Source organism: Streptomyces sp. SID5469 (assembly GCF_009862865.1).
Classification (GTDB): domain Bacteria; phylum Actinomycetota; class Actinomycetes; order Streptomycetales; family Streptomycetaceae; genus Streptomyces; species Streptomyces avermitilis.
Window position 1 is genome coordinate 7,053,273 of sequence record NZ_WWIN01000001.1, and the last position, 26,617, is coordinate 7,079,889.

Annotated in this window: 24 protein-coding genes, 1 pseudogene and 1 riboswitch; of the genes and pseudogenes, 14 read left to right on the forward strand and 11 right to left on the reverse strand. The window is 72.2% G+C overall.

What is annotated here, in order from left to right:
• Window positions 1-196 precede the first annotated feature (196 nt).
• The 6 genes from GTY58_RS30490 to GTY58_RS30515 all read right to left on the reverse strand — a co-directional run bounded on the left by GTY58_RS30490 (window position 197) and on the right by GTY58_RS30515 (window position 7,284).
• Window positions 197-1,162 (reverse strand): ECF transporter S component, encoded by a 966-nt coding sequence (locus tag GTY58_RS30490; protein ID WP_010987248.1) that lies wholly within the window; start codon window positions 1,160-1,162, stop codon window positions 197-199.
• A complete protein-coding gene (locus tag GTY58_RS30495; protein WP_010987249.1) occupies window positions 1,159-2,844 on the reverse strand; it encodes an ABC transporter ATP-binding protein in 1,686 nt (561 codons plus the stop codon). Before GTY58_RS30495 ends, GTY58_RS30490 begins: the two co-directional genes overlap by 4 nt.
• Complete coding sequence (locus GTY58_RS30500; protein WP_037645570.1) at window positions 2,841-3,977, reverse strand: CbiQ family ECF transporter T component; 1,137 nt, start codon at window positions 3,975-3,977, stop codon at window positions 2,841-2,843. Before GTY58_RS30500 ends, GTY58_RS30495 begins: the two co-directional genes overlap by 4 nt.
• 15 nt (window positions 3,978-3,992) lie before the next feature.
• Window positions 3,993-4,667 (reverse strand): SCO2322 family protein, encoded by a 675-nt coding sequence (locus tag GTY58_RS30505; protein ID WP_010987251.1) that lies wholly within the window; start codon window positions 4,665-4,667, stop codon window positions 3,993-3,995.
• Window positions 4,664-5,941, reverse strand: coding sequence for a prenyltransferase/squalene oxidase repeat-containing protein (locus GTY58_RS30510; protein ID WP_010987252.1), 1,278 nt, complete (start codon window positions 5,939-5,941; stop codon window positions 4,664-4,666). Before GTY58_RS30510 ends, GTY58_RS30505 begins: the two co-directional genes overlap by 4 nt.
• A gap of 117 nt (window positions 5,942-6,058) precedes the next feature.
• Window positions 6,059-6,191: riboswitch (cobalamin riboswitch) on the reverse strand.
• A gap of 67 nt (window positions 6,192-6,258) precedes the next feature.
• Entirely contained in the window at window positions 6,259-7,284 is a 1,026-nt protein-coding gene (locus GTY58_RS30515; RefSeq protein WP_037645573.1) for an MBL fold metallo-hydrolase, read from the reverse strand.
• Window positions 7,285-7,492: 208 nt separating this feature from the next.
• On the opposite strand from GTY58_RS30515, the gene GTY58_RS30520 reads away from it, so the two are divergent.
• Both GTY58_RS30520 and GTY58_RS30525 read left to right on the forward strand, forming a co-directional pair.
• A complete protein-coding gene (locus GTY58_RS30520; protein ID WP_037645575.1) occupies window positions 7,493-8,977 on the forward strand; it encodes an aldehyde dehydrogenase in 1,485 nt (494 codons plus the stop codon).
• Window positions 8,977-9,210 carry a ferredoxin gene (locus GTY58_RS30525; protein WP_010987255.1) on the forward strand — a complete coding sequence of 78 codons (234 nt, stop codon included), beginning with the start codon at window positions 8,977-8,979 and terminating at the stop codon, window positions 9,208-9,210. Before GTY58_RS30520 ends, GTY58_RS30525 begins: the two co-directional genes overlap by 1 nt.
• Window positions 9,211-9,447: 237 nt before the next feature.
• On the opposite strand, the gene GTY58_RS30530 is transcribed toward GTY58_RS30525, so the two are convergent.
• Window positions 9,448-10,104 carry a TetR family transcriptional regulator gene (locus GTY58_RS30530; RefSeq protein WP_010987256.1) on the reverse strand — a complete coding sequence of 219 codons (657 nt, stop codon included), beginning with the start codon at window positions 10,102-10,104 and terminating at the stop codon, window positions 9,448-9,450.
• A gap of 208 nt (window positions 10,105-10,312) precedes the next feature.
• Between GTY58_RS30530 and GTY58_RS30535 the strand changes: the two genes are divergently transcribed.
• The 3 genes from GTY58_RS30535 to GTY58_RS30545 are packed head-to-tail and all read left to right on the forward strand — an operon-like array spanning window position 10,313 to window position 13,595.
• The gene (locus GTY58_RS30535) at window positions 10,313-11,788 is read left to right on the forward strand and encodes a glycosyltransferase family 4 protein (protein ID WP_010987257.1); all 1,476 of its coding nucleotides are present in this window, start codon (window positions 10,313-10,315) and stop codon (window positions 11,786-11,788) included.
• Window positions 11,782-12,528, forward strand: coding sequence for a class I SAM-dependent methyltransferase (locus GTY58_RS30540; protein ID WP_010987258.1), 747 nt, complete (start codon window positions 11,782-11,784; stop codon window positions 12,526-12,528). The genes GTY58_RS30535 and GTY58_RS30540 overlap by 7 nt, the downstream gene beginning before the upstream one ends.
• Window positions 12,525-13,595 carry a prenyltransferase gene (locus GTY58_RS30545; RefSeq protein WP_010987259.1) on the forward strand — a complete coding sequence of 357 codons (1,071 nt, stop codon included), beginning with the start codon at window positions 12,525-12,527 and terminating at the stop codon, window positions 13,593-13,595. Before GTY58_RS30540 ends, GTY58_RS30545 begins: the two co-directional genes overlap by 4 nt.
• Window positions 13,596-13,655: 60 nt before the next feature.
• On the opposite strand, the gene GTY58_RS30550 is transcribed toward GTY58_RS30545, so the two are convergent.
• Window positions 13,656-13,949 (reverse strand): hypothetical protein, encoded by a 294-nt coding sequence (locus GTY58_RS30550; protein WP_010987260.1) that lies wholly within the window; start codon window positions 13,947-13,949, stop codon window positions 13,656-13,658.
• Window positions 13,950-14,087: 138 nt separating this feature from the next.
• On the opposite strand from GTY58_RS30550, the gene GTY58_RS30555 reads away from it, so the two are divergent.
• The 7 genes and pseudogenes from GTY58_RS30555 to GTY58_RS30580 all read left to right on the forward strand — a co-directional run bounded on the left by GTY58_RS30555 (window position 14,088) and on the right by GTY58_RS30580 (window position 19,637).
• On the forward strand, window positions 14,088-14,648 hold the full coding sequence (locus tag GTY58_RS30555; protein WP_010987261.1) for a hypothetical protein: 561 nt from the start codon (window positions 14,088-14,090) through the stop codon (window positions 14,646-14,648).
• A 218-nt stretch (window positions 14,649-14,866) separates the two neighbouring features.
• Window positions 14,867-15,517, forward strand: coding sequence for a class I SAM-dependent methyltransferase (locus GTY58_RS30560; RefSeq protein WP_010987262.1), 651 nt, complete (start codon window positions 14,867-14,869; stop codon window positions 15,515-15,517).
• Window positions 15,518-15,539: 22 nt separating this feature from the next.
• Window positions 15,540-16,538: an N-acetylmuramoyl-L-alanine amidase gene (locus GTY58_RS30565; RefSeq protein ID WP_010987263.1), complete on the forward strand. Its 999-nt coding sequence runs from the start codon at window positions 15,540-15,542 to the stop codon at window positions 16,536-16,538.
• A 105-nt stretch (window positions 16,539-16,643) separates the two neighbouring features.
• Complete coding sequence (locus GTY58_RS30570; protein WP_037645578.1) at window positions 16,644-17,213, forward strand: hypothetical protein; 570 nt, start codon at window positions 16,644-16,646, stop codon at window positions 17,211-17,213.
• 108 nt (window positions 17,214-17,321) lie between these two features.
• Window positions 17,322-17,554 (forward strand): annotated as a pseudogene (locus GTY58_RS41000) (N-acetylmuramoyl-L-alanine amidase); the annotation flags it as partial.
• Between the two features lie 160 nt (window positions 17,555-17,714).
• On the forward strand, window positions 17,715-18,512 hold the full coding sequence (locus GTY58_RS30575) for a DUF5336 domain-containing protein (protein WP_010987265.1): 798 nt from the start codon (window positions 17,715-17,717) through the stop codon (window positions 18,510-18,512).
• 114 nt (window positions 18,513-18,626) lie between these two features.
• Window positions 18,627-19,637 (forward strand): LLM class F420-dependent oxidoreductase, encoded by a 1,011-nt coding sequence (locus tag GTY58_RS30580; protein WP_010987266.1) that lies wholly within the window; start codon window positions 18,627-18,629, stop codon window positions 19,635-19,637.
• 124 nt (window positions 19,638-19,761) lie between these two features.
• Here the strand turns inward: GTY58_RS30580 and GTY58_RS30585 are convergent, their stop codons facing one another.
• The gene (locus tag GTY58_RS30585) at window positions 19,762-21,513 is read right to left on the reverse strand and encodes an MFS transporter (RefSeq protein ID WP_010987267.1); all 1,752 of its coding nucleotides are present in this window, start codon (window positions 21,511-21,513) and stop codon (window positions 19,762-19,764) included.
• Between the two features lie 202 nt (window positions 21,514-21,715).
• Here GTY58_RS30585 and GTY58_RS30590 point away from each other — a divergent pair, with 202 nt between their 5' ends.
• Together GTY58_RS30590 and GTY58_RS30595 are read left to right on the forward strand one after the other, a co-directional pair.
• Window positions 21,716-22,927: a lipid-transfer protein gene (locus GTY58_RS30590; protein ID WP_037645580.1), complete on the forward strand. Its 1,212-nt coding sequence runs from the start codon at window positions 21,716-21,718 to the stop codon at window positions 22,925-22,927.
• 142 nt (window positions 22,928-23,069) lie between these two features.
• Window positions 23,070-24,524 (forward strand): DHA2 family efflux MFS transporter permease subunit, encoded by a 1,455-nt coding sequence (locus GTY58_RS30595; protein WP_010987269.1) that lies wholly within the window; start codon window positions 23,070-23,072, stop codon window positions 24,522-24,524.
• 50 nt (window positions 24,525-24,574) lie between these two features.
• Here GTY58_RS30595 and GTY58_RS30600 read toward each other — a convergent pair whose 3' ends face one another.
• Together GTY58_RS30600 and GTY58_RS30605 are read right to left on the reverse strand one after the other, a co-directional pair.
• On the reverse strand, window positions 24,575-25,207 hold the full coding sequence (locus tag GTY58_RS30600) for a response regulator transcription factor (protein ID WP_010987270.1): 633 nt from the start codon (window positions 25,205-25,207) through the stop codon (window positions 24,575-24,577).
• Between the two features lie 32 nt (window positions 25,208-25,239).
• Window positions 25,240-26,613, reverse strand: a complete 1,374-nt coding sequence (locus GTY58_RS30605; RefSeq protein ID WP_010987271.1) for a sensor histidine kinase — start codon at window positions 26,611-26,613, stop codon at window positions 25,240-25,242.
• Window positions 26,614-26,617: the final 4 nt, after the last annotated feature.

The following is a 26,617-nucleotide window of genomic DNA, read 5'->3' on the forward strand; positions in this document are numbered from 1 at the left end:
CGTCCGCAATGACCCCTTTTACTAGTGGTGGTCGCATCCGCGGCAAAGGTCACCTGTGTGACGAGGCTCTCAATCCCCAGGTCAGAGGCTGTTAGGACGCGTCCATGTCACCGAATCTCGCTACGACCGAGCTTCGTAGGGGACCTAGGTCCTGTGGGCTGGTTCACGTCTGGGGTCACGCACCGCGTGCGGGGGGCTACGGGGTGCGATCGTCGGGTGTGACGGGGGCCGCACTTCGGCCCGGTTCGAATGTGACCGGGCTCTCGAAAGCCGCCCGCCGGGTGGCCCGGCGCAGCGCCTTGAGGAGGGTCGGGCCCAGGGCGAGGGTCAGCACGACGGTGACGACGGCCCGGCCCAGGTCCCAGCCGAGGGAGGTGGCCAGGCAGTACGCGAGGAAGCGGGCGAGGTTGCCGCCGAGGCCGTCGTGCGGATCGAACGCGACGGTCGAGGCCAGCGAGTCCATGAAGGGCCAGCCCGCGAGGTTCATGACGGTGCCGTACGCGAAGGCGGCGACGAACCCGTACGCCGCGAGCATGCCCACCTCGCCGCGCCCCCGCAGCCTCCCCCAAGCTCTCGGCTTCGCTCGAGCAGGGGGGACCCCCATCGGTCCCGGAAGCAGTCCGGCCCCCATGGCGAACCACCCCATGGACAGCATCTGGAACGGCATCCACGGCCCGACCCCGCCGGTCAGCAGCGCGGACGCGAACATCGTGATCGCGCCGAGCACGAATCCGAACCCCGGCCCGAGCACCCGTCCGCTCAGCACCATCAGGAAGAACATGGGCTCGATCCCCGCGGTGCCGGCGCCGATGGGCCGCAGGGCGGCGCCGGTCGCGGCGAGCACGCCCAGCATGGCGACGGCCTTGGGCCCGAGCCCCGACTCGGAGATCGTCGCCGTCACGACCCCGACCAGCAGCACGAGCAGCCCGGCGAACAACCAGGGAGCGTCCTGTGCGTGGGCGCTGAGCTGCGAACCCGGCCCGGCGACCAGGGGCCAGCCGAAACCGGCGACGCCCACCGCGCTGACCAGGGCGAGGGCGGCTATGGAGCGGGGGCCCAGGCGGATGGGCCGGGACTGGATCTGGGGCCGGGGCTGGGGCCGGGGCTGGGAATGCGCCTGAGAATGTGCCTGGGGGAGGGGCTCGGCGGGGTGCCGGTTCATGCGAGTGCCTCCCGGACCTGGGTGACGGTGAGCCAGTGCTGCGGGGCCAGGATCTTCGTCACCTGGGGGGCGAACGACGGTGACGCGACGACCACCTCGGCCGTCGGGCCGTCGGCGACGACCTCGCCGGCCGCGAGGATCACCACCCGGTGGGCGAGTTCCGCCGCCAGCTCCACGTCATGGGTGGCCAGGACGATGGCGTGCCCGTCGGCGGCGAGCGCGCGCAGCAGCGTGACCAGGCGGCCCTTCGCCGCGTAGTCGAGGCCGCGGGTCGGTTCGTCGAGCAGCAGCAGCGGGGGGCGGGCGGTGAGGACGACGGCCAGGGCGAGGGCCAGCCGCTGCCCTTCCGACAGATCCCGCGGGTGCGTGCCGTCGGCGACACCGGGCAGCAGTTCGGACACCAGTGCCCGGCAGGTGCCCGGCTCGGCGCCCGCGTCGCCGTCCGCCGCCACGCACTCGGCGGCGACCGTGTCCGCGTACAGCAGATCCCGCGGCTCCTGCGGTACGAGGCCCACGCGGCGTACGAGGTCGCGCGGGGCCGTGCGGTGCGGTACCGCGCCGCCCACCCGTACGGACCCGCCGGCCGGTGGGACGAGCCCGACGAGGGCCCCGAGCAGGGTGGACTTCCCGGCGCCGTTGCGGCCCATCAGGGCGATGATCTCGCCGGGGGAGGCGGTGAGGTCGACGCGGCGGAGGGCTTCGACCCGACCGCGACGGACCGCGAGGGCTTCGACGGCGGCCACGGGGAGGGCGGCCGACGGGACGGGAGCGCGCTTGCGGAGGAGGCGGGGGCGGCGGGGACGCGAGGGGGAAGGGGCGGGGGCCGCCGTTGCCGTTGCCGTTGCCGTCGGTGTGGGTGTCTCCGTTGCCGCCAGCCGCTCCCGCAGCGCGCCCGCGCGGCGCCGGGCGTCCCGCACCGTCAGGGGCAGCGGGGACCAGCCGGCCAGCCGGCCCAGGTCCACCACCGGCGGGTACACCGGGGAGGCCGCCATCACCTCGGGCGGGGTGCCGAGGGTCAGCGGGGCGCCCGGCGCCGGCAGCAGGGCCACCCGGTCCGCGTACTGCACGACCCGTTCCAGCCGGTGCTCGGCCATCAGGACCGTCGTACCGAGATCGTGGACGAGGCGCTGGAGGACCGCGAGGACCTCCTCGGCCGCCGCCGGGTCCAGCGCGGACGTCGGCTCGTCGAGGACCAGGACCTTCGGGTGCGGGGTGAGGACCGAGCCGATCGCGACGCGCTGCTGCTGGCCGCCGGAGAGGGTGGAGATCGGCCGGTCGCGCAGTTCGGCGAGCCCCAGCAGGTCCAGGGTCTCCTCGACCCGGCGCCGCATCACGTCCGGCGCGATCCCCAACGACTCCATGCCGTAGGCGAGTTCGTCCTCGACCGTGTCCGTCACGAAGTGGGACAGGGGATCCTGCCCCACCGTGCCCACCACGTCCGCGAGTTCGCGCGGCTTGTGCGTGCGCGTGTCCCGCCCGGCGACGGTCACCCGGCCGCGCAGGGTGCCGCCCGTGAAGTGCGGCACCAGACCGCTCACCGCGCCGAGCACCGTCGACTTGCCGACCCCGGACGGGCCGACCAGCAGCACCAGTTCACCCTCCGGGACCGTGAAGTCCACACCCCGGACGGTCGGTTCGGCCGCCCCGTCGTACGTCACCGAGACGTCCTCGAAGCGGATCATGCGGACTCCTTCGGAGCGGGCGAGACGAAGGCGGGGAGCAGACCGAGCAGGATCGCCGCCGCGGGCAGGAGGGGGAGCGCCGGCGCCGTCAGGGGTACGACACCGGGGTGCAGGGCGGCCGGGTCGTACGCGGCGGAGACGATCAGCAGCGCCGCCACCGCGACCCCGCACCCCGCGACCAGCCACGCCCGTACGCCCCACACGTCCGGCCGGTAGCGCGTGCGCAGGGAGCGGCGGCCGCCCAGCCACAGACCGCCGAGCGCCGCGGCGAGGCCGGCGCCCAGCACGGGCAGACCGTAGCCGCCGCCCTCCGCGGTCAGCAGTCCGTACGTGCCCGCGCAGACGCCGACCAGACCGCCCAGCGTCAGCGCGGCCGTCGTGCGGCGCACGGCGGGCGGGACCTCGGCACTGCGGCCGTAGCCGCGCGCGTCCATCGCCGCCGCGAGGGCGACCGAACGTTCCAACGCGCCCTCCAGGACCGGGAGTCCGACGTGCAGCAGACCGCGCAGCCCCCGGTCCGGGCGGCCGCGCAGCCGACGGGCCGCCCGCAGCCGCTGGGCGTCGGCGATCAGGTTCGGGGCGAAGGTCAGCGCGACGACCACGGCGACTCCGGCCTCGTACAGGGCGCCCGGGAGCGACTTGAGCAGGCGCGCCGGGTTCGCGAGGGTGTTGGCGGCGCCCACGCAGATGAGGAGCGTGGCCAGCTTCAGACCGTCGTACAGGGCGAAGACCAGCCCCTCCGCGGTGACCCGGCCGCCGACGCGGATGCCCTGGGCCCAGTGCGGGAGCGGGACTTCGGGGAGCACGACGACGGTGTGCGTGCCGGGGATGGGGGAGCCGAGGAAGACGGCGAAGCCGAGGCGGATGCCGAGGACGGCGAGCGCGAGTCTGACGAAGGCGTTGTAGGAGCGGGCCCAGGGGGCGCTGGTGCGCCGGGCCGCGACGACGTAGGCGGACACGGCGACGAGGAGGGCGAGCAGCAGGGGGTTGGTGGTGCGGGAGGCGGCGGTGCCCAGGCCGAGGGCCCAGAGCCACCAGGCCCCCGGGTGGAGGGCGTTGGTCCGGTTCGCCGTCGGCTGCGCCCATCGGTCCCGCCGCGCGCGGCGGCGGTCCGCGGCGGTGGCGGCAGTCATGGTCCCCACCTCGTCTCAGCCCCGCCGGCGCCGGGCCCGCCAGATGGCCGCGGCGCCCAGCAGCGCCACCGCCGCCACGCCCGCGAGCAGCCCCACCGACGGACCGGGCCGCGGCGCGTTCTTGTCGGACGTGGCCGTGGGCTCGTCGGACGTGGCCGTCGGCTCCTTGGCCGTCGGCTCCTTGGGCGTCGTCACCTGCTCGCCGCAGCCCGTCCGCGGATAGCCCGCGATGGCGCACAGCAGCGCGTTCGTGTCGTAGCGCAGGGGCCGTGCCACCGCGGCCAGGGCGTCCGCCGTCGTCGCGTCGTCGGGTATGCGGGCGCAGGCCGTACGCGGCGCCGAAGGGGTCTCGCCCCGCGGGGCGTCAGCGCGCGTGCCGAAGTCGAGGACCAGCGCCACCCGCTTCCTGCCCTCCCGCGCGGGCGTCCTCGCGCAGATCACGGCGAAGCCCGCCGTCCCGCGCGGTTTCGCCGAGTCCTGCGAGTCGGCGCTGACCGAGAAGCGGAAGCCCTGGACGTCGCCGTCGGAGGGGCGTGCGGTGGACGGCCCCTGGGTCGCGTACGTCCAGCTGCCGCCGACGCGGTCCCAGAAGGACCAGTAGCGGTAGCCGGTGGCCCCCGCCCGGCCCGCGTCGCCGAGGACCAGCAGGAGCACGGCCAGGACCAGGGCGGACGTCCCGCGGAGGCTCACAGCTGCTGCCTCTTGTTGCGGCGGGAGAGCAGGAACCCGATGCCGATGCCGGCGACGAGGCAGACGCCGACGAGCCACCAGACGTTGAACGCGCTCTTGTGGTCGACCTTCTTCGCGTCGGGCTCGGACGCGGCCGAGTCGCGGGACGGCGCCTGCGCCGCCGGACCCGTCGCGCCGAGCTTCTCGACGAGGTCCACCCCGCCGAAGTCGCGTGGCTGGGCGCCCGCCGCGCGCGCCGCGAAGATCAGCTGCGCGTACGCGGCCGGACCGGCCTTCGCCGCCCAGACACCGGAGTTCTTCTCCAGCCAGGCGAGCGGCCCGGCGGTGGCCGACGTCGACCCGGCGGCGGCCAGGGCGACGACCGCGTCCGCGGTGTTGCCGTAGTCCGGCTGGGGCTTGGCGCCGGGCATCGCGGACTTCAGGTAGGGCGCCTTGGCCAGGGACGCGGCGAGATAGGAGGCGCCGTTGTGCGCCGCGTCCGCGGGCGTGAAGGAGTCACCGGAGGCGCACTCGGATCCCTTGGACTGCCCGGATGCCTTGGACTCCCCGGACCCCTTGGACGCCTTGCCGGCCGCCTCGATGACGAAGCCCTTGCCCAGGCTGCCGACCACGCCGGCCGCCGTCGCGTCCGCGTTCGCCGCGAGGGCGCCCTTCTTGTCGGGCTGGAAGGCGAACGCGCCGCCGCCGGTCTTGTCGCACGGCACGGAGAGCGCGAGCAGGGCGTCGTAGGGCGACTTCCCGTTCTTCACCTGCTTCTTCGGCTCGTCGCCCGCGGCGGCCAGCGCGCCGATCACCACGGACGTCGAGTTCGCGTCGCTCGCGCCACCGGCCGTGTACCCCCAGCCGCCGTCCTTGTTCTGCACGTCCTTCAGCCAGCGCACGGCCTGGCCGACCTCGGCGTCGTGTCCGCCCAGTGCCGCCAGCGCCTGCACCGCCGCCGCCGTGCTGTTGGTGTCGACCATCGTCTTGGCGTCGCACTTCGCGCTCGCGTCCGCGCGGTACGGCGCGAAGGCGCCGCTCGCGCACTGCTGCCCGGTCAGCCAGTCCACCGCCTTGGCGGCCGGCCGCACCCCCACCGTGTGCTGGGCGAGCAGCGCGAGCGACTGGCGCCAGACACCGTCGTACGTCGGGTCCGTGGAGCCGTACAGGGCGGAGGGGAAAGCCCGCGACGGTGACGCGGACGGTGACGCGTCGTCGGCAAGGGCGACCGGGGCGGTGGCGCCGCCGATCACGGCGGTGAGGGCCAGTACCGCTGCGCTGCGGCGAACTATCATGATCGGCGGATGCCTCTCCCTGGGAGGGGCCGGGCGCGCGGGCGCACTGAGGCAACCGGGCGGCTCCGACCCCGTGAACCTCGACGGTGCCGGTCATCGGCGGGCTGCCGGTGACCTGAGCCGGTCACGTCCTGTGCGGGGCAGTCCGGCTCACCGCGCGAGCGGCATACGGTTGCGGGTCAGCGCCGGATTTGCACCGGCTTCCCCCCGTACGGGTGTGATGACGACGCGCTCACTCTACCGGCCCGTACGAGCGGACCTGAGGGCCGCCTGTGAGTGGCCGTCCCGCGGATCACACCGCCACGTACGTCCCCGGATCACACCGCCACGTACGTCACCGGGTCGCTCCCCGGTACCGCCTCCGCGCGCCCCAGTTTGACCAGGCGGCGTACATGGGCCTCGGCCTCCGAGACCGCGATGTTCCGTGAGCCGTGGGGGATGTGCTCCCAGGGCCGGTTCCACTCCATGCGCTCGGCGAGCTGCCAGGGCGTGAGCGGGGTGTCCAGGAGGGTGAGCAGTCCGGTCAGCCGCTCCTCGTGGTGCGTGAGCAATTCCCGTACGCGGGCGGGCGCGTCGGTGAAGGCGTGCTGGTGGGCCGGGAGCACCTCGGCGGGCCCGAGCCGGCCGACGCGCTCCAGGGAGTCGAGATAGTCGCCGAGGGGATCAGTGACCGTGGTGTCGTCCGGGTCCTCGTACAGGCCGATGTGCGGGGTGATCCGGGGGAGGAGATGGTCGCCGGAGAACAGGCGTCCGTGGCCGGGGAGTTGAGCGGGATGCTCCTCCTCCAGGTGGAGGCACACATGTCCGGGGGTGTGCCCCGGTGTCCAGATCGCGCGCAGTCGGCGGCCGGGGAGGCCGACGAGGTCGCCGGGGACGATCTCGCGGTCGGGGAGCGCGGGGGACAGGCCCGGCAGAGCGCGCGGACGGGCGGCGCGCAGGGGCGCCACGTGCGCCTCGGGGGCGCCGGCCGCCATGAGCTTGGCGGTCATGTAGGAGAACCAGCGCTCGGGGCGGGCCTCGCGGGTGCGCCGCACCACCGCGGTGTCCGCCGCGTGCATCGCGATCCAGGCCCCGGACATTTCGCGCACCCGGCCCGAGAGGCCGTGGTGGTCGGGGTGGTGATGGGTGATGACCACCCCGTGGATCTCGGCGGCCGAGGTGCCGCACGCCGTCAGGCCCTCGGTGAGGGTGTCCCAGGAGGCGGGGTCGTCCCAGCCCGTGTCGATCAGGACCGGTCCGCGGTCGGTGTCGACGACGTACACGAGCGTGTGGCCGAGGGGATTGTCCGGGATGGGGACCTTGATGGACCGTACGCCTCCGCCGTGGTCGGACACCTGCGCCATGGGCTCCCCAATCGCCGCGTTCCGGTCACTATAACTAGAACACGTTTCGATGGGAGCCCGGGTCGACCGTTCCGTGCCCCGTCCGGTCCGCACCCTGTCCGGTCCGTGGACTCCGTCGGCCGGAACTGGTATCAGTCTTCCTATCTGATGGGTCGTCAGAGAAGCTCGTCGGAGAAGCGTCGGAGTGCGTCCCGGGAGGCAGTCGGCCATGACCGAGCTCGTGGAACACGGACAGCTGTTCATCGGCGGGGTGTTGGCGGACCCGCTGGGCAAGGACGTCATCGAGGTGATCTCCCCGCACACCGAGGAGGTCATCGGACGGGTGCCGCACGCCTCCACGGCGGACGTGGACCGCGCGGTCGCCGTCGCGCGCAAGGCGTTCGACGAGGGCCCCTGGCCGCGCGCGACCCTCGACGAGCGCATCGAGGTCGTCACCCGGATCAAGGACGCCATCGCGGTACGGCACGAGGAGATCGCCCGGGTCATCTCCTCCGAGAACGGTTCGCCGTACTCCTGGAGCGTCCTCGCGCAGGCCCTCGGCGCGATGATGGTGTGGGACGCGGCGATCACGGTCGCGCGGAACTTCACCTACGAGGAGACCCGCGACGGAGTCCTCGGGAAGATCGTGGTGCGGCGCGAGCCGGTGGGCGTGGTCGCGGCCGTGGTCCCGTGGAACGTGCCGCAGTTCGTCGCCGCCGCCAAGCTCGCCCCCGCGCTGCTGACCGGCTGCACGGTCGTACTGAAGCCGTCGCCCGAATCGCCCCTGGACGCCTATCTGCTGGGCGAGATCGCCCGGGAGGCCGGGCTGCCGGAAGGCGTGCTGTCGATCCTGCCGGCGGACCGCGAGGTGAGCGAGTACCTGGTCGGGCACCCCGGGATCGACAAGGTCTCCTTCACGGGATCGGTGGCCGCGGGCAGGCGCGTGATGGAGGTCGCCTCCCGCAATCTCACCCGGGTGACCCTGGAGCTGGGCGGCAAGTCGGCGGCGGTGGTCCTGCCGGACGCGGACATCACGACCTCGGTGCCGGGGATCGTCTCCGCGGCCTGGATGAACAACGGGCAGGCCTGCGTGGCCCAGACGCGCATCCTCGTTCCGCGCTCGCGCTACGACGAGTTCGCGGACGCGTTCGCGGCGGCGGCGAGCGCCCTGGTGGTCGGTGACCCGCTGGACCCGGCGACCCAGGTCGGCCCGCTGGTGGCGAGGCGGCAGCAGCGGCGCAACCTCGACTACATCCGCATCGGCCAGGAGGAGGGCGCCAAGATCCTGACGGGCGGCGGGCGTCCACCGGGACTCGACCGCGGCTGGTACGTGGAGCCGACCCTCTTCGGCGACGTCGACAACTCCATGCGGATCGCGCGGGAGGAGATCTTCGGGCCGGTCATCTGCCTGCTGCCCTACGGCGACGAGACCGAGGCCGTGAAGATCGCCAACGACTCCGACTACGGGCTGAGCGGCAGTGTCTGGACGGCCGACGTGGAGCACGGCATCGACGTCGCACGCCGGGTCCGTACGGGCACGTACTCCGTGAACACCTTCAGCCTCGACATGCTCGGCCCGTTCGGCGGCTACAAGAACTCGGGTCTCGGGCGGGAGTTCGGGCCCGAGGGGTACGGCGAGTTCCTGGAGCACAAGATGATCCACCTGCCGGCCGGGTACGAGGCTCCCACGGGCGTGGAGGGGGCCGGGGCCTGATGGGCGACCGCTGGCACATCGAGGTCGACCGCTCCGTCTGCATCGGCTCCGCCCAGTGCGTCCACCACGCCTCCGTCGCCTTCCGCCTCGACTCCGCCCGGCAGTCCCGGCCGGCCGAACCGGAGACCGACGCCAACGAGCAGATCCTGGCGGCGGCGGAGAGCTGCCCCGTGGAGGCGATCGTCATCAGGGTGCTGGGGAGCGGGGAGCCGGTGTTCCCACCGGAGGAGTGAGCGGTTCCGCGTCCGCGGCCAAGGGTCGATTCCGTCGGCCGGTCCACGGCCGGGGTTTCCTTTGGCCGGTCTGCGGCCGGGGCTTCTTTCGGTCGGTCCGTGGCGAGGGTTTCCTTCGGCTGGTCTGCGGCGAGGGTTTCCCTCGGCCGGGCAGCGGCGAGGGCTTCCCTCGGCTGGTCCGCGGTCACGGTTTCCCTCGGCCGGGCCGCGGCCACGGTTTCCTCGGCCGGTCGCCGGCTACGGCGTCTCGTCGGCTTCCGTCAGGTCGATCAGGCGGCACACCGTCTCGATGTCTATCTTCACCTGGGCGATCGAGGCGCGGCCGGACAGCCAGGTGATGAGGGCCGAGTGCCAGGTGTGCTCGATGACGCGGACGGCCGAGAGCTGCTCGGGCGTGGGGTCGTCCAGACCCATCGCGTCCAGGATGATCACCGTCGTCTGCCGGGACACCTGATCGACCTCGGGGGAGACGCTGCGGTCCGCGAACGTCAGGGCGCGGACCATCGCGTCGGCCAGATGCGGCTCCCGCTGCAACGCGCGAAACGCCCGCATCAGCGTCTCGGCCACCCGCTCGGCCGCCGTGTCCCCGGCCGGCGGCTTCTTGCGCAGCGTGCCGTGCATGTGCTCCAGCTGAGCCTGCATCGTGGCCACCAGCAGATGCACCTTGGAGGGGAAGTAGCGGTACAGCGTGCCCAGCGCCACCTGCGAGGACTCCGCGACCTCACGCATCTGCACCGCGTCGAAGCCGCCCCGGCTGGCCAGTTGCGCGCTCGCGTGCAGGATCCGGCGGCGGCGCGCCTCCTGCCGCTCCGTCAGCGGCGGCGAGGCGGGCTGAACGGCCGGTCGTGCGGCTCTGGCTCCGGTACTGGCTTCCACCTTGGCTTCCGCAGGCATGGGTCCCGTTCCGTGGGGGTCAGCTGGAGGAGAGATCCCACAGCATGGCAGGGCCGTCCGTCGTGGCGCGAATCACCTGATCCACCGCTCACACCGGCGCTACCTGCCGGTAGATTCAATGCTCCTCGAACGATCAAGTCTGAAACTTGTTCTAGATTAGCGTCCCGGCGTAATCTCGCGGGAACGTGCAGGGAGAAGGGGGCCGTAAGTGACCGCTGAGGCCATGGAGGCGGGTCCCCAGGAGGGCTCGGCCGCTGACGGCGACGTGCCGTTGCGCATCGCGCTCCTCACTTACAAGGGCAACCCGTTCTGCGGCGGCCAGGGCGTCTACGTACGACACCTCTCGCGCGAGCTGGCCCGCCTCGGCCACCGGGTCGAGGTCATCGGCTCCCAGCCCTACCCGGTGCTGGACGAAGGCCTGCCCGGCCTGAGCCTCACCGAACTGCCCAGCCTCGACCTGTACCGCCAGCCGGATCCCTTTCGCACCCCCGGGCGTGGCGAGTACCGGGACTGGATCGACGCCCTCGAGGTCGGCACGATGTGGACCGGCGGCTTCCCCGAGCCCCTGACCTTCTCGCTGCGCGCCCGCCGCGAGCTGCGCGCCCGCCGCGGCGACTTCGACGTCGTGCACGACAACCAGACCCTCGGCTACGGCCTGCTGGGCGACGTCGGCGCACCGCTGGTCACCACCATCCACCACCCCATCACCGTGGACCGGCAGTTGGAGCTGGACGCGGCCGAGGGCTGGCAGCGCAAGGCGTCCGTACGCCGCTGGTACGCGTTCACCCGCATGCAGAAGCGGGTGGCGCGCCGGCTGCCGTCGGTCCTCACCGTCTCCGGCACCTCCCGCCAGGAGATCGTCGACCACCTGGGTGTCTCCCAGGACCACGTCCACGTCGTGCACATCGGCGCCGACACCGACCTCTTCTCGCCCGATCCCGCGGTGCCCCAGGTGCCGGGCCGGATCGTCACCACCTCCAGCGCGGACGTGCCGCTCAAGGGGCTGGTCTTCCTCATCGAGGCGCTGGCGAAGGTACGGACCGAGCACCCCGGGGCGCACCTCGTCGTCGTCGGCAAGCGCGCCGAGGACGGCCCCGTCGCCCAGGCCATCGAGCGGTACGGGCTGCACGGCGCCGTCGAGTTCGTGAAGGGCATCTCGGACGCGGAACTCGTCGCCCTCGTACGGTCGGCGGAGGTCGCGTGCGTGCCTTCGCTGTACGAGGGGTTCTCGCTGCCGGCCGCGGAGGCGATGGCGACGGGTACGCCGCTGGTGGCCACGACCGGCGGCGCGATCCCGGAGGTCGCGGGCCCGGACGGAGAGACGTGCCTGGCGGTGCCGCCGGGCGACGCGGGGGCGCTGGCCGCCGGGCTGAGCCGGCTCCTGGGCGACCCGGCGCTGCGGACGCGGCTCGGCTCCGCCGGGCGGGAACGGGTGCTGGCGCGGTTCACATGGGCGAAGGCCGCCGAGGGCACGGCGGCCCACTACCGCGAGGCGATCGCCCGCTCCACGGCCCCGGCAGGCGCGGGCCGCACCGCCGTGGCCGTAGGCACCGCAACAGCGGCGGGTCCCGTGAAGGCGGCGGGTGCCATGAAGGCGGCGGGTGCCGGAACAGCAGACGGCGCGGCAGCTGAAGAAGCAGAAGAAATAGTCGTATCCGATCGCGAAAGCAGGGCCACGTGCTGACCGTCGACTTCTCCCGGTTCCCGCTCGCCCCGGGCGACCGCGTGCTGGACCTCGGCTGCGGAGCCGGCCGGCACGCGTTCGAGTGCTACCGGCGTGGGGCCCAGGTCGTCGCGCTCGACCAGAACGCGGAGGAAATCCGCGAGGTCGCCAAGTGGTTCGCGGCGATGAAGGAGGCCGGCGAGGCGCCCGCCGGAGCCACCGCGACGGCCATGGAGGGCGACGCCCTCGCGCTGCCGTTCCCGGACGCCTCCTTCGACGTCGTGATCATCTCCGAGGTCATGGAGCACATCCCCGACGACAAGGGCGTGCTCGCCGAGATGGTGCGGGTGCTGAAGCCTGGCGGCCGGATCGCCATCACCGTCCCGCGCTACGGCCCCGAGAAGGTCTGCTGGACCCTGTCGGACGCCTACCACGAGGTCGAGGGCGGCCACATCCGCATCTACAAGGCGGACGAACTGCTCGCCAAGATAAGGGAAGCCGGCCTCAAGCCCTACGGCACGCACCACGCCCACGCGCTGCACTCGCCGTACTGGTGGCTGAAGTGCGCGTTCGGCGTCGACAACGACAAGGCGCTGCCCGTGCGGGCGTACCACAAGCTGCTGGTCTGGGACATCATGAAGAAACCGCTGGCCACCCGGGTCGCCGAGCAGGCGCTGAACCCGCTGATCGGCAAGAGCTTCGTGGCGTACGCCACCAAGCCGCACCTGCCCGTCGACGCCGCCGCGGTGGACGCTTCGTGACGACGCCCCGGACAGAACACCTCGTCCTGCCCGGGGTCCTCACCGCAGAGGAGGCCGGCGCCACCGTGCGCGGCATCCTCGGGGTGCAGCGGCCGGACGGCGCCATACCGTGGTTCCGTGGACACCACCTCGACCCGTGGGACCACACCGAGGCCGCGATGGCGCTCGACGCGGCCGGGGAGCACGAGGCGGCGGAGCGCGCGTACACCTGGCTGGCCGCCCACCAGAACGGCGACGGCTCCTGGTACGCGGCCTACGCCGACGGGGACTTCGAGGACGTCACCGACCGAAGCCGGGAGACCAACTTCTGCGCCTACGTCGCGGTGGGCGTGTGGCACCACTACCTCGCGACCGGCGACGACACGTTCCTGGACCGGATGTGGCCGACGGTGTACGCGGCCGTGGAGTTCGTGCTGCGGCTTCAGCAGCCGGGCGGCCAGATCGGCTGGAAGCGGGAGGACGACGGAAAGGCCGTCGACGACGCGCTGCTCACCGGCAGCTCGTCGATCCACCAGGCGCTGCGCTGCGCGCTCGCCATCGCCGAGCAGCGTGAGGAGCCGCAGCCCGACTGGGAGTTGGCGGTGGGCGCGCTGCGGCACGCGATCCGGCGGCACCCCGAGCGGTTCCTTAACAAGGACCGCTACTCGATGGACTGGTACTACCCGGTGCTGGGCGGCGCGCTGACCGGCGCGGAGGCCAAGTCCCGTGTGGAGGAGGGCTGGGAGCGCTTCGTCGTCCCCGGCCTCGGCGTCCGCTGCGTGGTCCCCAACCCGTGGGTGACCGGCGGCGAGTCGGCCGAACTCGCCCTGGCCCTGTGGGTGATGGGCGAGTCCGACCGCGCGCTGGAGATCCTCCAGTCCATCCAGCACCTGCGCGATCCGGAGACCGGCCTGTACTGGACGGGCTACGTCTTCGAGGACGAGGCCATCTGGCCCCGGGAGCTGACCAGTTGGACGGCGGGCTCCCTGCTGCTCGCCGTGGCGGCCCTGGGTGGCGACGAGGCGACATGCGCGGTCTTCAGTGGCGACCGCCTGCCGAGAGGTCTTGACCCGGACTGCTGCGAATAGGCACCCCGGTGGTGGTGCCTGGGGTGTGTGGGGTGTGTCGGTCGTGCCGCGTGCGGTCCGTCAGTGGCGGTGCATGCGGTTGGCGATGGCGTGGCCGATGAAGAGGTACACGACGGCCGCGAGCCCGTAGCCGGCCACCACGCGGGCCCATGCCTTGTCGAAGGTGAACAGGTCACGCGACCAGCCGGCCAGCCAGCTTGCCACGTCGTGGACGAACTGCACCAGGTCATTGGCCCGGTTGGCGTCCAGCAGATACATGAGGATCCACAGCCCGAGGATGACGGCCATGACGTCCGCGACGATCGCGATGACCGTCCCCGCCTGATTGGAACCGTTGCGATATCGAGGGGACATGTTCTGCGAATGGCCCCTCAATCCTGATTGAAACCTGGAACGACCCCGCCGGAGGAACCCGAACGGGTTCGCTCAGGTGGCACGGCCCTCCGCCCCGGGTGACGCTGCCGGGAGAACCGCCCACTCCCGGAGGATCCCGTGCCCGTACCCATACGGCGCCTCATCGTGGCGCTCACCCTCTGCTGCACCCTGTTCGTCGGCGCCACCGCCTGCGGCAGTGACAGCACCGATCAGCAGACCTCGGCCGCCGCGGCCACCGCTACTCCCACCGGCACCAGTTCCGCGGAGAAGCAGAAGTTCGCCAAGACCCGTTTCGTGGCGAACGCGGGGCTCGCCGCCGGGGCCACCTACCAGTGGATCGTGAAGCCCTGGAAGGCCGGGAAGTTCAAGAAGGGCGCGAAGGGCCGCAAGGTCGCGCTGGTCAAGGCGGGACTCGCGGGCGGGTTCTCGTACAACCGGCTCAAGGCGGCCCTGAAGAACGCCCAGGGCGACCCCACGCTCGCCAAGGCCGTCGCCCCGCTCACCGCGGGCATCGAGGCGCTCAAGAGCCTGCCGGCCAAGCTCCGCAAGGGCGACTCGACGGACGCGGCCGCGAACACCTACGACGACATCATCAACAAGGTGAAGGACGCGGGGAAGAGCGCGGGCGCCGAGGTGAAGGACCAGGTGCCGTCCGCATCGGAACTGACGAAGGGCTGAGCCACGCGACCGACCCTGGCCGCGGTCCCGACCCCGGCTGCGGTCCCGACCGAGGCCGCGGCCGGGGCCGGCCGCCGATGACCTGGCCGGGCCCCCGCCGAACAGCGCGCCGGCCGTCGAGCCGGGCGTCGGTCGGCCGGGCCCCCGCCGTCCCCCGGCCCCGGGCCGTGCGGCACGATGGACGGCGTCGGGTACGTACCGCAGCAGGAGGGGACCCCATGTCAGCGGCGCCCAAGCCGGAGATTCTCGCCGCCTTCGAGGCCGCCAAGGGATTCATGCCCCGCCACGAGGGCCTCGCCCTGTACGCGGCCGCGACCGAGGCGGGACGGCTCGGTCTCCCCCTCCTCGAAGTCGGCACGTACTGCGGCCGCTCCACGATCCTGCTCGCCGACGCCGCCCGCGCGGCCGGGGTCACCGCGCTCACGGTCGACCACCACCGCGGCAGCGAGGAGCAGCAGCCGGGCTGGGACTACCACGACCCGGACACGGTGGACCCGGCGCTCGGCCTGATGGACACGCTCCCCGCCTTCCGCCGCACCCTTCACACGGCGGGCCTGGAGGACCACGTGGTCGCGCTGGTCGGCCGCTCACCGCAGATCGCGAAGATCTGGGGCACCCCCCTCGGTTTCGTCTTCATCGACGGCGGTCACACGGACGCACACGCGAGCGCCGACTACGAGGGCTGGGCGCCCCATGTCGCCGACGGCGGCCTGCTGTTGATCCACGACGTGTTCCCGGACCCGAAGGACGAGTTCACCGGCCAGGCCCCGTACCGCGTCTACCTCAGGGCCCTGGAGTCCGGCGCGTTCACGGAGGTCTCGGCAACCGACTCGCTGCGCGTCCTGCGGCGAACGGGCGCAGGGATCTGAGGGCGCGGTTAGAGTCGCAGACGTGTCATACGTAGGCCCGGACTTCGATCCACCCCAGCCGCGCCGCTTCCGGCGCGCGCCCCTGACCGTCGCGCTCGCCGCGCTCGTGCCGGGCGCGCTGCTCGGCTGGCTCGTCTACGAGGCGGTGGGCGCCCCGGGCGGCGGGGACGGCTCGGACAAGGCGGCCGGGGGCACGACGTCGGCTTCGGCGTCGAAGAAGTCGTCGGCGTCGTCGTCCTCGGCGGGCGGCTCCGGGTCCCCCGCGGCCTCCGCGACGGACGACGGCGAGAAGCCGGGTACGTCGTCCTCCACGCCCGCCTCCCCGACCTCCGGGCCCGCCGCCTCCGGCCCGCTCCGGGGCAAGGTCGTCGTCATCGACCCGGGCCACAACTCCGGGAACTTCCAGCACACGGCCGACATCAACCGCAAGGTGAACATCGGAACGAACTGGAAGGAGTGCGACACCACAGGCACGTCCACCAACGCCGGTTACACCGAAGCCCGGTTCACACTCGACGTCGCGCGCCGGCTGCGCACGATCCTCCAGAAGGAGGGCGCCACCGTGAAGTTCACGCAGGACGGCGACCGCTCATGGGGCCCGTGCGTGGACGAGCGGGCCCGCATCGGCAACCGGGCGCACGCCGACGCGGTCGTCTCCATCCACGCCGACGGCTCGGCGGCGGGCAACCGAGGCTTCCACGTCATCCTGCCGGGAGCGGTGCACGGGGGCGCCGCGGACACCCGCCCGATCGTCGCCTCCTCACGCGACCTCGGCGAGCGCATCGCGGGCAACTTCGTCCGCGTCACGGGCAGCGCGCCCTCCAACTACGTGGGCGACGGCACCGGACTCGTCACGCGTGAGGACCTGGGCGGTCTCAATCTGTCAACGGTTCCCAAGGTGTTCATCGAGTGCGCCAACATGCGCGACGGCAAGGACGCGGCACGCGTGACCAGCGATGCGTGGCGGCAGAAGGCGGCGCAGGGGATCTCGGACGGCATTGTGAATTTCCTGCAGCCGTGAAGGGGGTATCCCCGGCGGCCACATTGCCACGCCTTCAGCACCTCAGATCTATCTCAGATTGATTGCATTCGCGCACCCCTCTTGATCAACTTGTCTTGACCACAGGTGATCGACACTTGCTTGTTTATGATCATGGGGGATCAGTTGAAGTTCCAAACAATTCGGCGTGGGGCGGCAGTTGCCGCAATGACCCTGGGCCTGATGGGCGTGAACGCCACGGTGCACGCTGCGCCGCGTGAGGCGGCAGCGACCACGGCGGACGCACAGGTGTCAAAGATCGGTGGTGGTTGGCTTGCCGAGAGGCTGATCAACGTTCGGTCCATCGGCACCTCGTGCGGGAAGACCCCGCTCGCCGAAGCCTCCGGCCGGGGCGCAATGATGCTGCGCATAGACCAGACCGAGGCTGTGAGCACCACGCTCTCGAAGCATATCGACGCAACCAAAGGGGCCATCAGCGTCGGTGTCGGCTGGGATGTGACGAAGTCCCGCAGTATCACAGTGAGTGGCTCCAAGGAGGTGCCTCGGGGCAAGTACGGGACCCTGAAGGCGTACGCGAAATACTCCGGCAAGAAGTTTGATGTCCAAGGCACTACCGGTGGCAGCTGGATAACTTTCCACACAGGAAAGAAGGCGTACAAGCCGATCGGTGTCTGCTTCAAGTACAGCCAGCGATAGCTGAGCGGGGTCCTTTTGCCCATCGGGCCAGGACGCGGCTCGCCGGAGTGTCCCGGCGAGCCGCATCCGGCCGTGGGTGGCTCACGTCTGACTGGCTGCACCGGCACCGGCAACTTCCCGCGCCGCGGGCAGCTCGCCCTCCAGTTGCTTCGGTGACGACTCCGGGCTCGTCACGCCTAGGAGCCCGGGCGGTCTCAATCTGTCAACGGTTTCCCAGGTGTTCAGCGAATGCGGCAACATGCGCGACAGTAAAGGGTGCGGCACTGTTGACCAGCGGTGCGTTGCGGCAGTGTGCAGTGCAGGGGATATCTGAGGGAATCGTGAGTTTCCTGCGGGGGTAGTGATCAGCGGGCTCCACCCGGCGGACACCCACGTCGGGCGGGCGATAGTGTCCTTCCTACGATGAGGGGCCACCCCCGCGCTTCACACCAGGGCCTGATGGCGACATGGTGACAGCGATGCCTCCACTGATGACGAGACGACTGACGAAGGACCTGTGAAGTGAATATCCGCTCCCTCACTCGAGGCGACGGCGTGGTGATCGGAGCAGCGGTGTTGCTGTTCATCGCGTCGTTTCTGGACGTAGCCGACTGCAGCGGCAGTTACTGCGGAAGCGCCGACTTCCCGAACGCCTGGAGCTCCAGCCTGGGTCTCGGGCTCGGCACCTACATGATCGGGGTCGTCGGAGCAGCGCTCATCCTGATCCCGCGGGCGTTGCCGCAGCCGCGCAAGGTGGCGGGTCTCGACATGGGGACGGTCGGCGTAGCTCTGACGGTCGCTTCCGCCTGGTCGCTGCTCTGGTGGACGATTGACGCGAACGGCGCGGGTGCCGGTCTCATCCTCGGCATGATCGCCGCGCTGATTCTGGCCGGTGCCGCCATTGCCACTCCACTCGTCCCAGCCCTCAAGACCGCCCTCGTCGGCGCCCCCAGGCCCGTCGCCCCGCAGCCCTACGGCGCCCAGCCGCCGAGTGGTTACGGCTACCCGGGTGCCCAGCAGCCGGGGCAGCCCTACGGCGGTCAGCCGCAGCCGCAGCCGGGCCAGCCGTTCGGTGGTCAGCCGCAGGCGCCCCAGCAGGCGCAGGCCGCCCAGCCCGCCGGTGACTTCTCGCCGTTCTGGTTCGCCGTGCCGGTGGCGCGTCCGCTGTACGCCGAGGACGGTTCGCCGACGCCGATCGCCGAACTGGCGCCGGGCACCTGGTACTTGGCCGTCGAGCAGCGCGGCGCGGCGCTGGTCGCCCAGACGCAGGACGGCCGCCGCGGCGTCCTCCAGGACGCGTCCGGGATCCAGCGCGGCTGACCCGCACCCTTTGCGCGCACGGCCCCTCGCCCTTTCGGGCGGGGGGCCGTTGTCGTACAGTCGCAGGCACCCGTACAGCTGACGGTCCGTCAGAATGTGATGCCTGGAGGGGACATGCGGCTCGGTCTCGCACTCGGCTACTGGGGGCGCGGCCCCGACCCGTCCCATCTGCCGCTGGCGCGGGAGGCGGAGCGGCTCGGGTACCACTCCGTGTGGACCGCCGAGTCCTGGGGTTCGGACGCGTTCACCCCGCTGACCTGGATCGCGGCCCACACCTCACGGATCAGGCTGGGCACCGCCGTCGCACAGATGGCCGCCCGGTCGCCCACCACCACCGCGATGCACGCCCTCACCCTCGACCACCTCTCCGGCGGGCGCATGATGCTCGGCCTCGGACTGTCGGGGCCGCAGGTCGTCGAGGGCTGGTACGGGCGCCCGTTCCCCAGGTCGCCGCTCACCGCGACCCGGGAGTACGTGGACGTCGTACGCCAGGTTCTCCGGCGGGAAGCGCCCGTCGCACTCGACGGGCGCTGCCACCCGCTCCCGTACCGCGGCGAAGACGGGACGGGCCTCGGCCGGGGGCTGAAGCCGATCACCCATCCCCTGCGCGCCGACCTGCCCGTCCTGCTCGGCGCCGAGGGGCCGAAGAACATCGCGCAGACGGCCCGGATCGCGGACGGCTGGCTGCCGCTGTACTGGTCGCCGACCCGGACGGAGGCGTACGAGGCCGCGCTCGCCGACCGCCGTGAGGGCTTCCTCGTGGCACCCATGGCCCGCGCCCGGGTGTGCGACGACGTCACCGAGGGGCTGCTGCCCGTGAAGGCGATGCTCGGCTTCTACATCGGCGGGATGGGGCACGCGGCCCGCAACTTCCACGCCGATCTGATGGCCCGCATGGGATACGAGGAGGAGGCCCGGCGCATCCAGGAACTGTTCCTGGCCGGCCGCCGGGAGGACGCCGTGCGAGCCGTCCCGGACGCCTTCGCCGACGAGATCTCCCTGGTCGGACCGCGTGAGCGCATCGCCGAGCGGCTGGAATCGTGGCGCAAGGGCCCGGTGACGGACCTGCTGGTGCTCGCCCCGGACCCGCACACCCTGCGGGTGCTGGCCGAGCTCAACGCGTAACATCCGGCCGCGCCCGGCCCGCGACGCGCTCGCCCCCGTCGCGGGTGCGACGGGGGCGAGCGGGCGAGCGGGCGAGCGGGCGATCGGGAGTGACGCGTACGGCGGCCCGGGGGCCGCCCACCGGTCAGGCGGGAACGCCGCTGTTCCGGTCCGCTCCCGGCAGCGACAGATCGACGTCGACCGGACGGTCGTCGCCCGCGTGCGTCGCCGACGAGGCGAGCGGTCCGTGCCCCGCGGCCTTGGCGGCCAGGACGTACGCGCCCTGGGCGGGTACGGCGAGCGCGTAGCTGCCGTCCTCCGCGGAGAGCGTCGCGCCCGCCTGGCGGCCACGGCGGTCGATCAGTGTGACCTTGGCCCGGGCGACCGGGTCGCCCCCGGCGTTCAGGACCCGGCCGCGGAAGCCGCCGAGCACCTCGGCCGCGCGCTCCAGCGCCGCGTCCTCCTCGCTGCTGGCCCGCAGCTGCGGCTTGGTCGCCTGGCGCTGCCGGGGCAGGAAGAGCGCCAGGACCAGGCCGACCGCCACCGCGCCCGTCGCGATCAGGAAGGAGACGCGGAAGCCGTGCATGGTCGGGACGGCGACGTCCCCGACATGGTGCGCGGTGTTGGCGAGGACCATGCCGATGACGGCGCTCGACACGGACGTGCCGATGGACCGCATCAGGGTGTTGAGGCCGTTGGCCGCCCCCGTCTCCGAGGCCGGCACCGCGCCGACGATCAGCGCGGGCAGCGAGGAGTAGGCGAGGCCGATGCCCGCGCCCAGCACCACCGAGATGACGATGGTCTGCCAGGCGGCGTTCATCAGGCCGAGGCCGCCGCCGTAACCGACGGCGATGATCACCATGCCGATGATGAGGGTGACCTTGGGGCCGTACTTCGCCGAGATCCGGGCGTAGACGGGGGCCGTGAACATCATCGTCAGGCCGAGCGGCGCCACGCACAGGCCCGCGACGACCATCGACTGGCCGAGGCCGTAGCCGGTGGCGGCGGGCAGCTGGAGCAGCTGCGGCAGGACGAGTGAGACGACGTAGAACGAGACGCCGACCATGATCGAGGCGAGGTTGGTGAAGAGCACCGCGGGGCGGGCGGTGGTGCGCAGGTCCACCAGCGGCGCGGCGACCTTCAGCTCCATCAGGCCCCACAGCAGCAGGACGGCGACCGCCGCGCCGAACAGGCCGAGCGTGGTGGCCGAGCTCCAGCCCCAGTCGCTGCCCTTGGTGATCGGCAGCAGGAACAGGACCAGGCCGACGGACAGGCCGAGCGCGCCCAGATAGTCGAAGGAGCCCTCGGCGCGCATCGGGGACTCCGGCACGACGAGGAAGGTGAGGACGATGGAGACGACGCCGAGGCCCGCGGCGCCGTAGAACAGGGCGTGCCAGTCGGTGTGCTGGGCCACCAGGGCCGCGGCGGGCAGCGCGAGTCCGCCGCCGACGCCGATCGAGGAGCTCATCAGGGCCATCGCCGAGCCGAGCTTCTCGCGGGGCAGCATGTCGCGCATCAGGCCGATGCCGAGCGGGATCGCGCCCATGGCGAAGCCCTGGAGCGTACGGCCGACGATCATCGGCAGCAGTGTGCTGGTGAGCGCGCTGACCAGCGCGCCGGCCACCATCACGGCCAGGCTGGTGAACAGCATGCGCCGCTTGCCGAACAGGTCGCCGAGTCGGCCCATGATCGGCGTGGCAACGGCTCCCGAGAGCAGGGTCGAGGTCAGGACCCAGGTGGCGTTGCTGGGTGACGTGCTCAGCAGCGTCGGCAGGTCCTTGATGACCGGGACGAGCAGGGTCTGCATCACCGCGACAACGATGCCCGCGAAGGCGAGCACCGGCACGAGGGCGCCGGTCGCTCTCCGGGCGGGCTGGTCGGTCGACGTGTGCGTCATTGCGTGAGGCCTCCAGGCCGGAAAGAGGGTGCGAAGGGGATCGTTCGGGAGATCCGTGCGGGATAAGTGGTGGGTAAACCCCGTACGCCCAGGCAACTATTCCGATGCTTTGGCGTACTAACGAATTCTTGACCTTCCCGTGAGAATCTGATGCACCGTCAGCTCTGTCGCTCGTATGGAACGTGTTCTAATCTTTCGCGGCATGAAGGCCTATATCGCCGGCGTCGGCATGACGCGGTTCGAGAAGCCCGAGACCCGTGACTGGCAGTACTGGGACATGGTGCGGGAGGCGGGCGGCAAGGCCCTGGGGGACGCGGGGATCGCCTACACCGAGGTGGAACAGGTTCCGGTCGGCTACTGCTTCCAGGCGTCGACGGCCGGACAGCGGGCCGCGTACGAACTCGGCCTGACCGGCGTGCCCGTCTACAACGTCAACAACAACTGCGCGACCGGCTCGACCGCGTTGATGCTGGCACGGCAGTTCGTCGAGGGCGGGATCTCGGACTGCGTACTGGCGCTGGGGTTCGAGAAGATGACCCGCGGCTCGCTCGGGAGCGGGGCCGACGGGGGCGACTTCCGGAGCTCGCCGGTCGCCCGCCACTACGGCGTGATGGCCGCCCGGCACGGCTTCGAGGCGACCCCGCCCACCGCGCAGATCTTCGGCGACGCGGCGCGCGAGCACATGGAGAAGTACGGGACGACCGAGGCGCAACTGGCCGCGGTCGGGGCCAAGAACCACCGGCACTCGGCGCACAACCCGTACGCCCAGTTCCAGGACGTGTACACCGTCGACGAGATCCTCGCGTCGCGCCCGGTGCACCGCCCGCTGACCAAGCTCCAGTGCTCACCCACCTCGGACGGAGCGGCGGCCGCCGTGGTCGTCTCCGAACGCTTCGCGCAGCGGCACGGGCTGGGGGACAGGGTGGTGGAGATCGTCGCGCAGGCGATGACGACGGACACGGAGGAGTCCTTCGCGTCGGGGTCCTGCATCGACGTCGTCGGCCGGCCGATGTCGCGGGAGGCCGCCCGCCGGGTGTACGAGCGTGCCGGGCTCGGCATCGAGGACGTCGACGTGGTGGAACTGCACGACTGCTTCTCGATCAACGAGCTGCTGACGTACGAGGCACTCGGCATGTGCGTGGCCGGGGAGTCCGGGAAGCTGGTCGAGTCGGGAGCGACGACCTACGGCGGCCGGTGGGTCGTGAACCCGTCCGGCGGGCTGATCTCCAAGGGGCATCCGCTGGGCGCCACGGGTATCGCCCAGATCGCCGAGCTGACCTGGCAGCTGCGCGGCGAGGCGGGGGCACGCCAGGTCCCGGGCGCCCGGGTGGGTCTCGCGCACAACATCGGACTGGGCGGAGCGGCGGTGGTGACGCTGCTGCGCGCGGACCGGCCCGTCGCGCTCGGGGCATAGTGCTCCGCGCTCGGGGCATAGTGCTCCGCGCTCGGGGTCTCGTACTCCATGACGTACTCCATAGGACCGGAGTACTAGGCCTGCGGGCCGATGTACGGCTGCGGCGAAAATCCGATGCCAGGAGCGTAGGCCGGTTGAGAGCATGACATCCATGCTCCGAGCCGCCGCCACCGAAGACAGCCGTACTACGACCAGCCGTGCCGCACCGCCCGCCTGGGTGGTGGTCGCGCTCGCCTGCGCCGGACAGTTCCTCGTCGTCCTCGACGTGTCCGTCGTGAACGTGGCGCTGCCGTCGATGCGCGCCGACCTGGGGCTGAGCGCTCCGGGACTCCAGTGGGTGGTGAACGCGTACGCGATCGCCTTCGCGGGGTTCATGCTGCTCGGCGGGCGGGCCGGCGACCTGTACGGACGCAACCGCACGTTCCTCGCCGGGCTCGCCCTGTTCACGCTCGCGTCCCTCGGCGGCGGTCTCGCCCAGGAGGGCTGGCAACTGCTGGTCGCCCGGGCCGTGCAGGGGCTGGGGGCGGCGGTGCTCGCACCCGCCACGCTGACGCTCGTCACCTCCGCCGTCCCGGAGGGCGCCGCACGCGCACGCGCCATAGCGACCTGGACCGCGGTCGGCGCGGGCGGGGGCGCGGCGGGCGGGCTCGTCGGCGGGCTGCTCGTGGACGGCCTGACGTGGCGGTGGGTGCTGCTGATCAACGTGCCGGTGGGCGCGGTCGTCCTGGCGGGGGCCGCGCGGTGGCTGCCGGAGAGCCGGGCCCGTGACGGGCGACGCCTCGACCTGCCCGGCGCGCTGCTGGTGACGGCGGGCCTGGCGACCCTCGCGTACGGGATCGTGCAGACGGAGGCGGAGGGCTGGACGGCCGCCGCGACGCTCGTACCGCTGTGCGCCGGGCTCGCGCTGATCGGGCTCTTCCTGGCGGTCGAGGCGCGGACGAAGGAACCGCTGATGCCGCTGAAGCTGCTGGGCCGGCGGCCGGTGGCGTCGGCGAACGTCGCCATGTTCGTGAACGGCTCCGCGATGTTCTGCATGTGGTTCTTCATGACGCTGTACGCGCAGAACGTCCTCGGCTACACGCCGCTGGGCGCCGGGCTCGCGCTGGTGCCGAGTTCGCTGGCCGTGCTGCTGGGGGCGAAGCTGGCGCCGCGTCTCATGCCGGTGGTGGGGCCGCGCAATGTGGCCGCGCTCGGCACGCTGGTGGCGGCGGCCGGGTTCGGGTGGCAGTCGACGATGACGGCGGACGGGACGTACGCGACCGCGATCATGTTTCCCGGGATCCTGATGATGCTGGGCGGGGGCCTCGGGGCGACGACGCTCGCCTCGCTGGCGACGTCCGGGGCGTCGCCGATGGACGCCGGGCTGGTGTCTGGGCTGATCAACACGTCGCGGACGATGGGCGGTTCGCTCGGTCTCGCGGTCATGTCGACGATCGCGGCGGCCCGCACGGGAAGCCGCGGGTCGGCACAGGCCCTGACGGAGGGCTACGCACTCGCGTTCCGCACGGGGGGATGCGTGCTGCTCGGCGGGGCGCTGCTGATGCTGCTGTGGCTGCCGCGGTCGACGGTGGTGACGGGGTCGACGGGGGCTCGCTGAGCCGACGGACGGTGGCGCGCACGCCCCCGCTACTCCCGGCGGGGGGCTCGCTACAACCACCCCTGCTGCCGCGCCTCCCGCATCGCCTCCATGCGGTTGCGGGTGCCCGTCTTGCCGATGGCGGAGGAGAGGTAGTTGCGGACGGTGGACTCGGACAGGCGCAGCTTGGCCGCGATGTCGGCGACGGTCGCGCCGTCCACGGACGCCTTGAGGACGTCGCACTCACGGGCGGTGAGCGGATTGGGCCCGGCGCTGAGCGCGGCCGCGGCGAGCGCGGGGTCGATCACGGTCTCCCCGGTGAGCACGCGCCGGATCGCGGCGGCCAGGTCCTCCACGGGCCCGTCCTTGACGAGGAACCCGGCGGCCCCGGCCTCCATGGCCCGGCGCAGATACCCGGGCCGCCCGAAGGTGGTGAGGATCAGCACCCGGCACCCGGGCGCCTGCTCCCGCAGCTCGGCCGCCGCTTCGAGCCCGCTCATCCCCGGCAGCTCGATGTCGAGGAGCGCCACGTCCGGCCGGTGAGCGAGGGCCGCGTCGACGATCGCGTCCCCCGCGCCCACCTGAGCCACGACCTCGATGTCCTCCTCCAGACCGAGCAACAGGGCAAGGGCGCCACGCATCATGCCTTGGTCCTCGGCGAGCAGCACCCGGACGGACTTGGCGGGCCGGTGGTCCTGCGGCATCTCGTTCACGGGGCAAGCGTAGGGCGCGCACGTCACGCGAGTTGTTCCCGCTCCGACACCTCCGTAGCGCCCCGCGCACCCGCCCCGCCCGAGTCGGCCTCCGTGCTCGCCGACTCCGCGTTCGCCGGTTCCCTGTCCGCCAACTCTCCGTTCGCCGACTCCGCGTTCGCCGGCTCCGTCGCGTCCACCGGGAGTTCCGCGGTGACCAGGAAGCCGACCCTCGGGGCCCGGCCCGCCTCCAGTGAGCCGCCTGCCGCCGCCAGACGCTCGGTCAGTCCTTTGAGGCCCGTGCCGCCGAGACCCTCCAGGGGCTCGGACACCGTGGCGCCCGTGCCGTTGTCCGTGATCTTCAGACGGACGCGGTCCGGGGTGCCGTCGACCGTGATCTCGCAGCGGGTGGCGTCGCTGTGGCGGACGACGTTGGTGACCGCCTCGCGGACCACCCAGCCGAGCAGTGCCTCCGTCTGGGGCGTGAGCGGTGGGCCGGACCGGCGGACCACGGGGTCGACGCTCGCCGCGGACAGGGCCGAGCGGGCCCCGTCCAGGTCCGTGGTGAGGCTGCCCTCGCGGTAGCCCGTCACGGCCTCGCGGATCTCCGTCAGCGCCTGACGGCCGACGGACTCGATGTCGGTCACCTGGAGCAGCGCCGCCTCCAGGTCGCGGTGGGCCAGCCGGCGGGCCGCCTCCGACTTCACGACGATCACGGAGAGCGTGTGGCCGAGCAGGTCGTGCAGATCGCGGGAGAAGCGCAGACGTTCCTTCTCGACGGCGCGCCGGGCCAGTTCCTCGCGGGCCGCGCGCAGCTCCCGTACCGCCTCGGAGAGGGAGAGGATCGCCGCCGTGACCGCGGTGGACAGGAAGGTGGCGTACCCGATGCCGACCGCGCCCCAGCCGTCCCGGAACCCGGCTATGGTCCCCGCCAGCGCGCTCAGGGCGAACGCGAGCTTCGGGAGCGTCCTGCCCCGGGTGACCGCGCCGACCGCCAGGCCGAGCAGCGGGAAGAAGTACAGCCAGCTGCCGCCGTAGCCGATCCCGAGCCCGCTGGTGATCGCCAGCATCGCGACGAGCACCCAGCGGGTCGCGGGCGCGTCCCGCTTCTCCTTCACGAAGGCGCGGAACACCACGGAGATGTAAAGGGAGTTGAAGGCGAGCAGACCCATCCCGCCGATCCACGGGTTCGGGGTCGTGCCCTGCAGAAGGTTGGAGAACGCGCCCATGCCCATCAGCAGCCACGGCAGCAGGGCGAAACCGCTGTGCGGCGGACCCATCTCCTCGGGGGCCGGCTCCCCGGACTTCCGCCGGGCCCGGAAGGCGGCGCGCCGGGGCGGCCACGCCTCCTTCCAGGCACGCCGCGCCTCCCGCACCTCGTGGATGCGGCAGGTCATCGGATCGCTGTTCCCGGTCATCTCT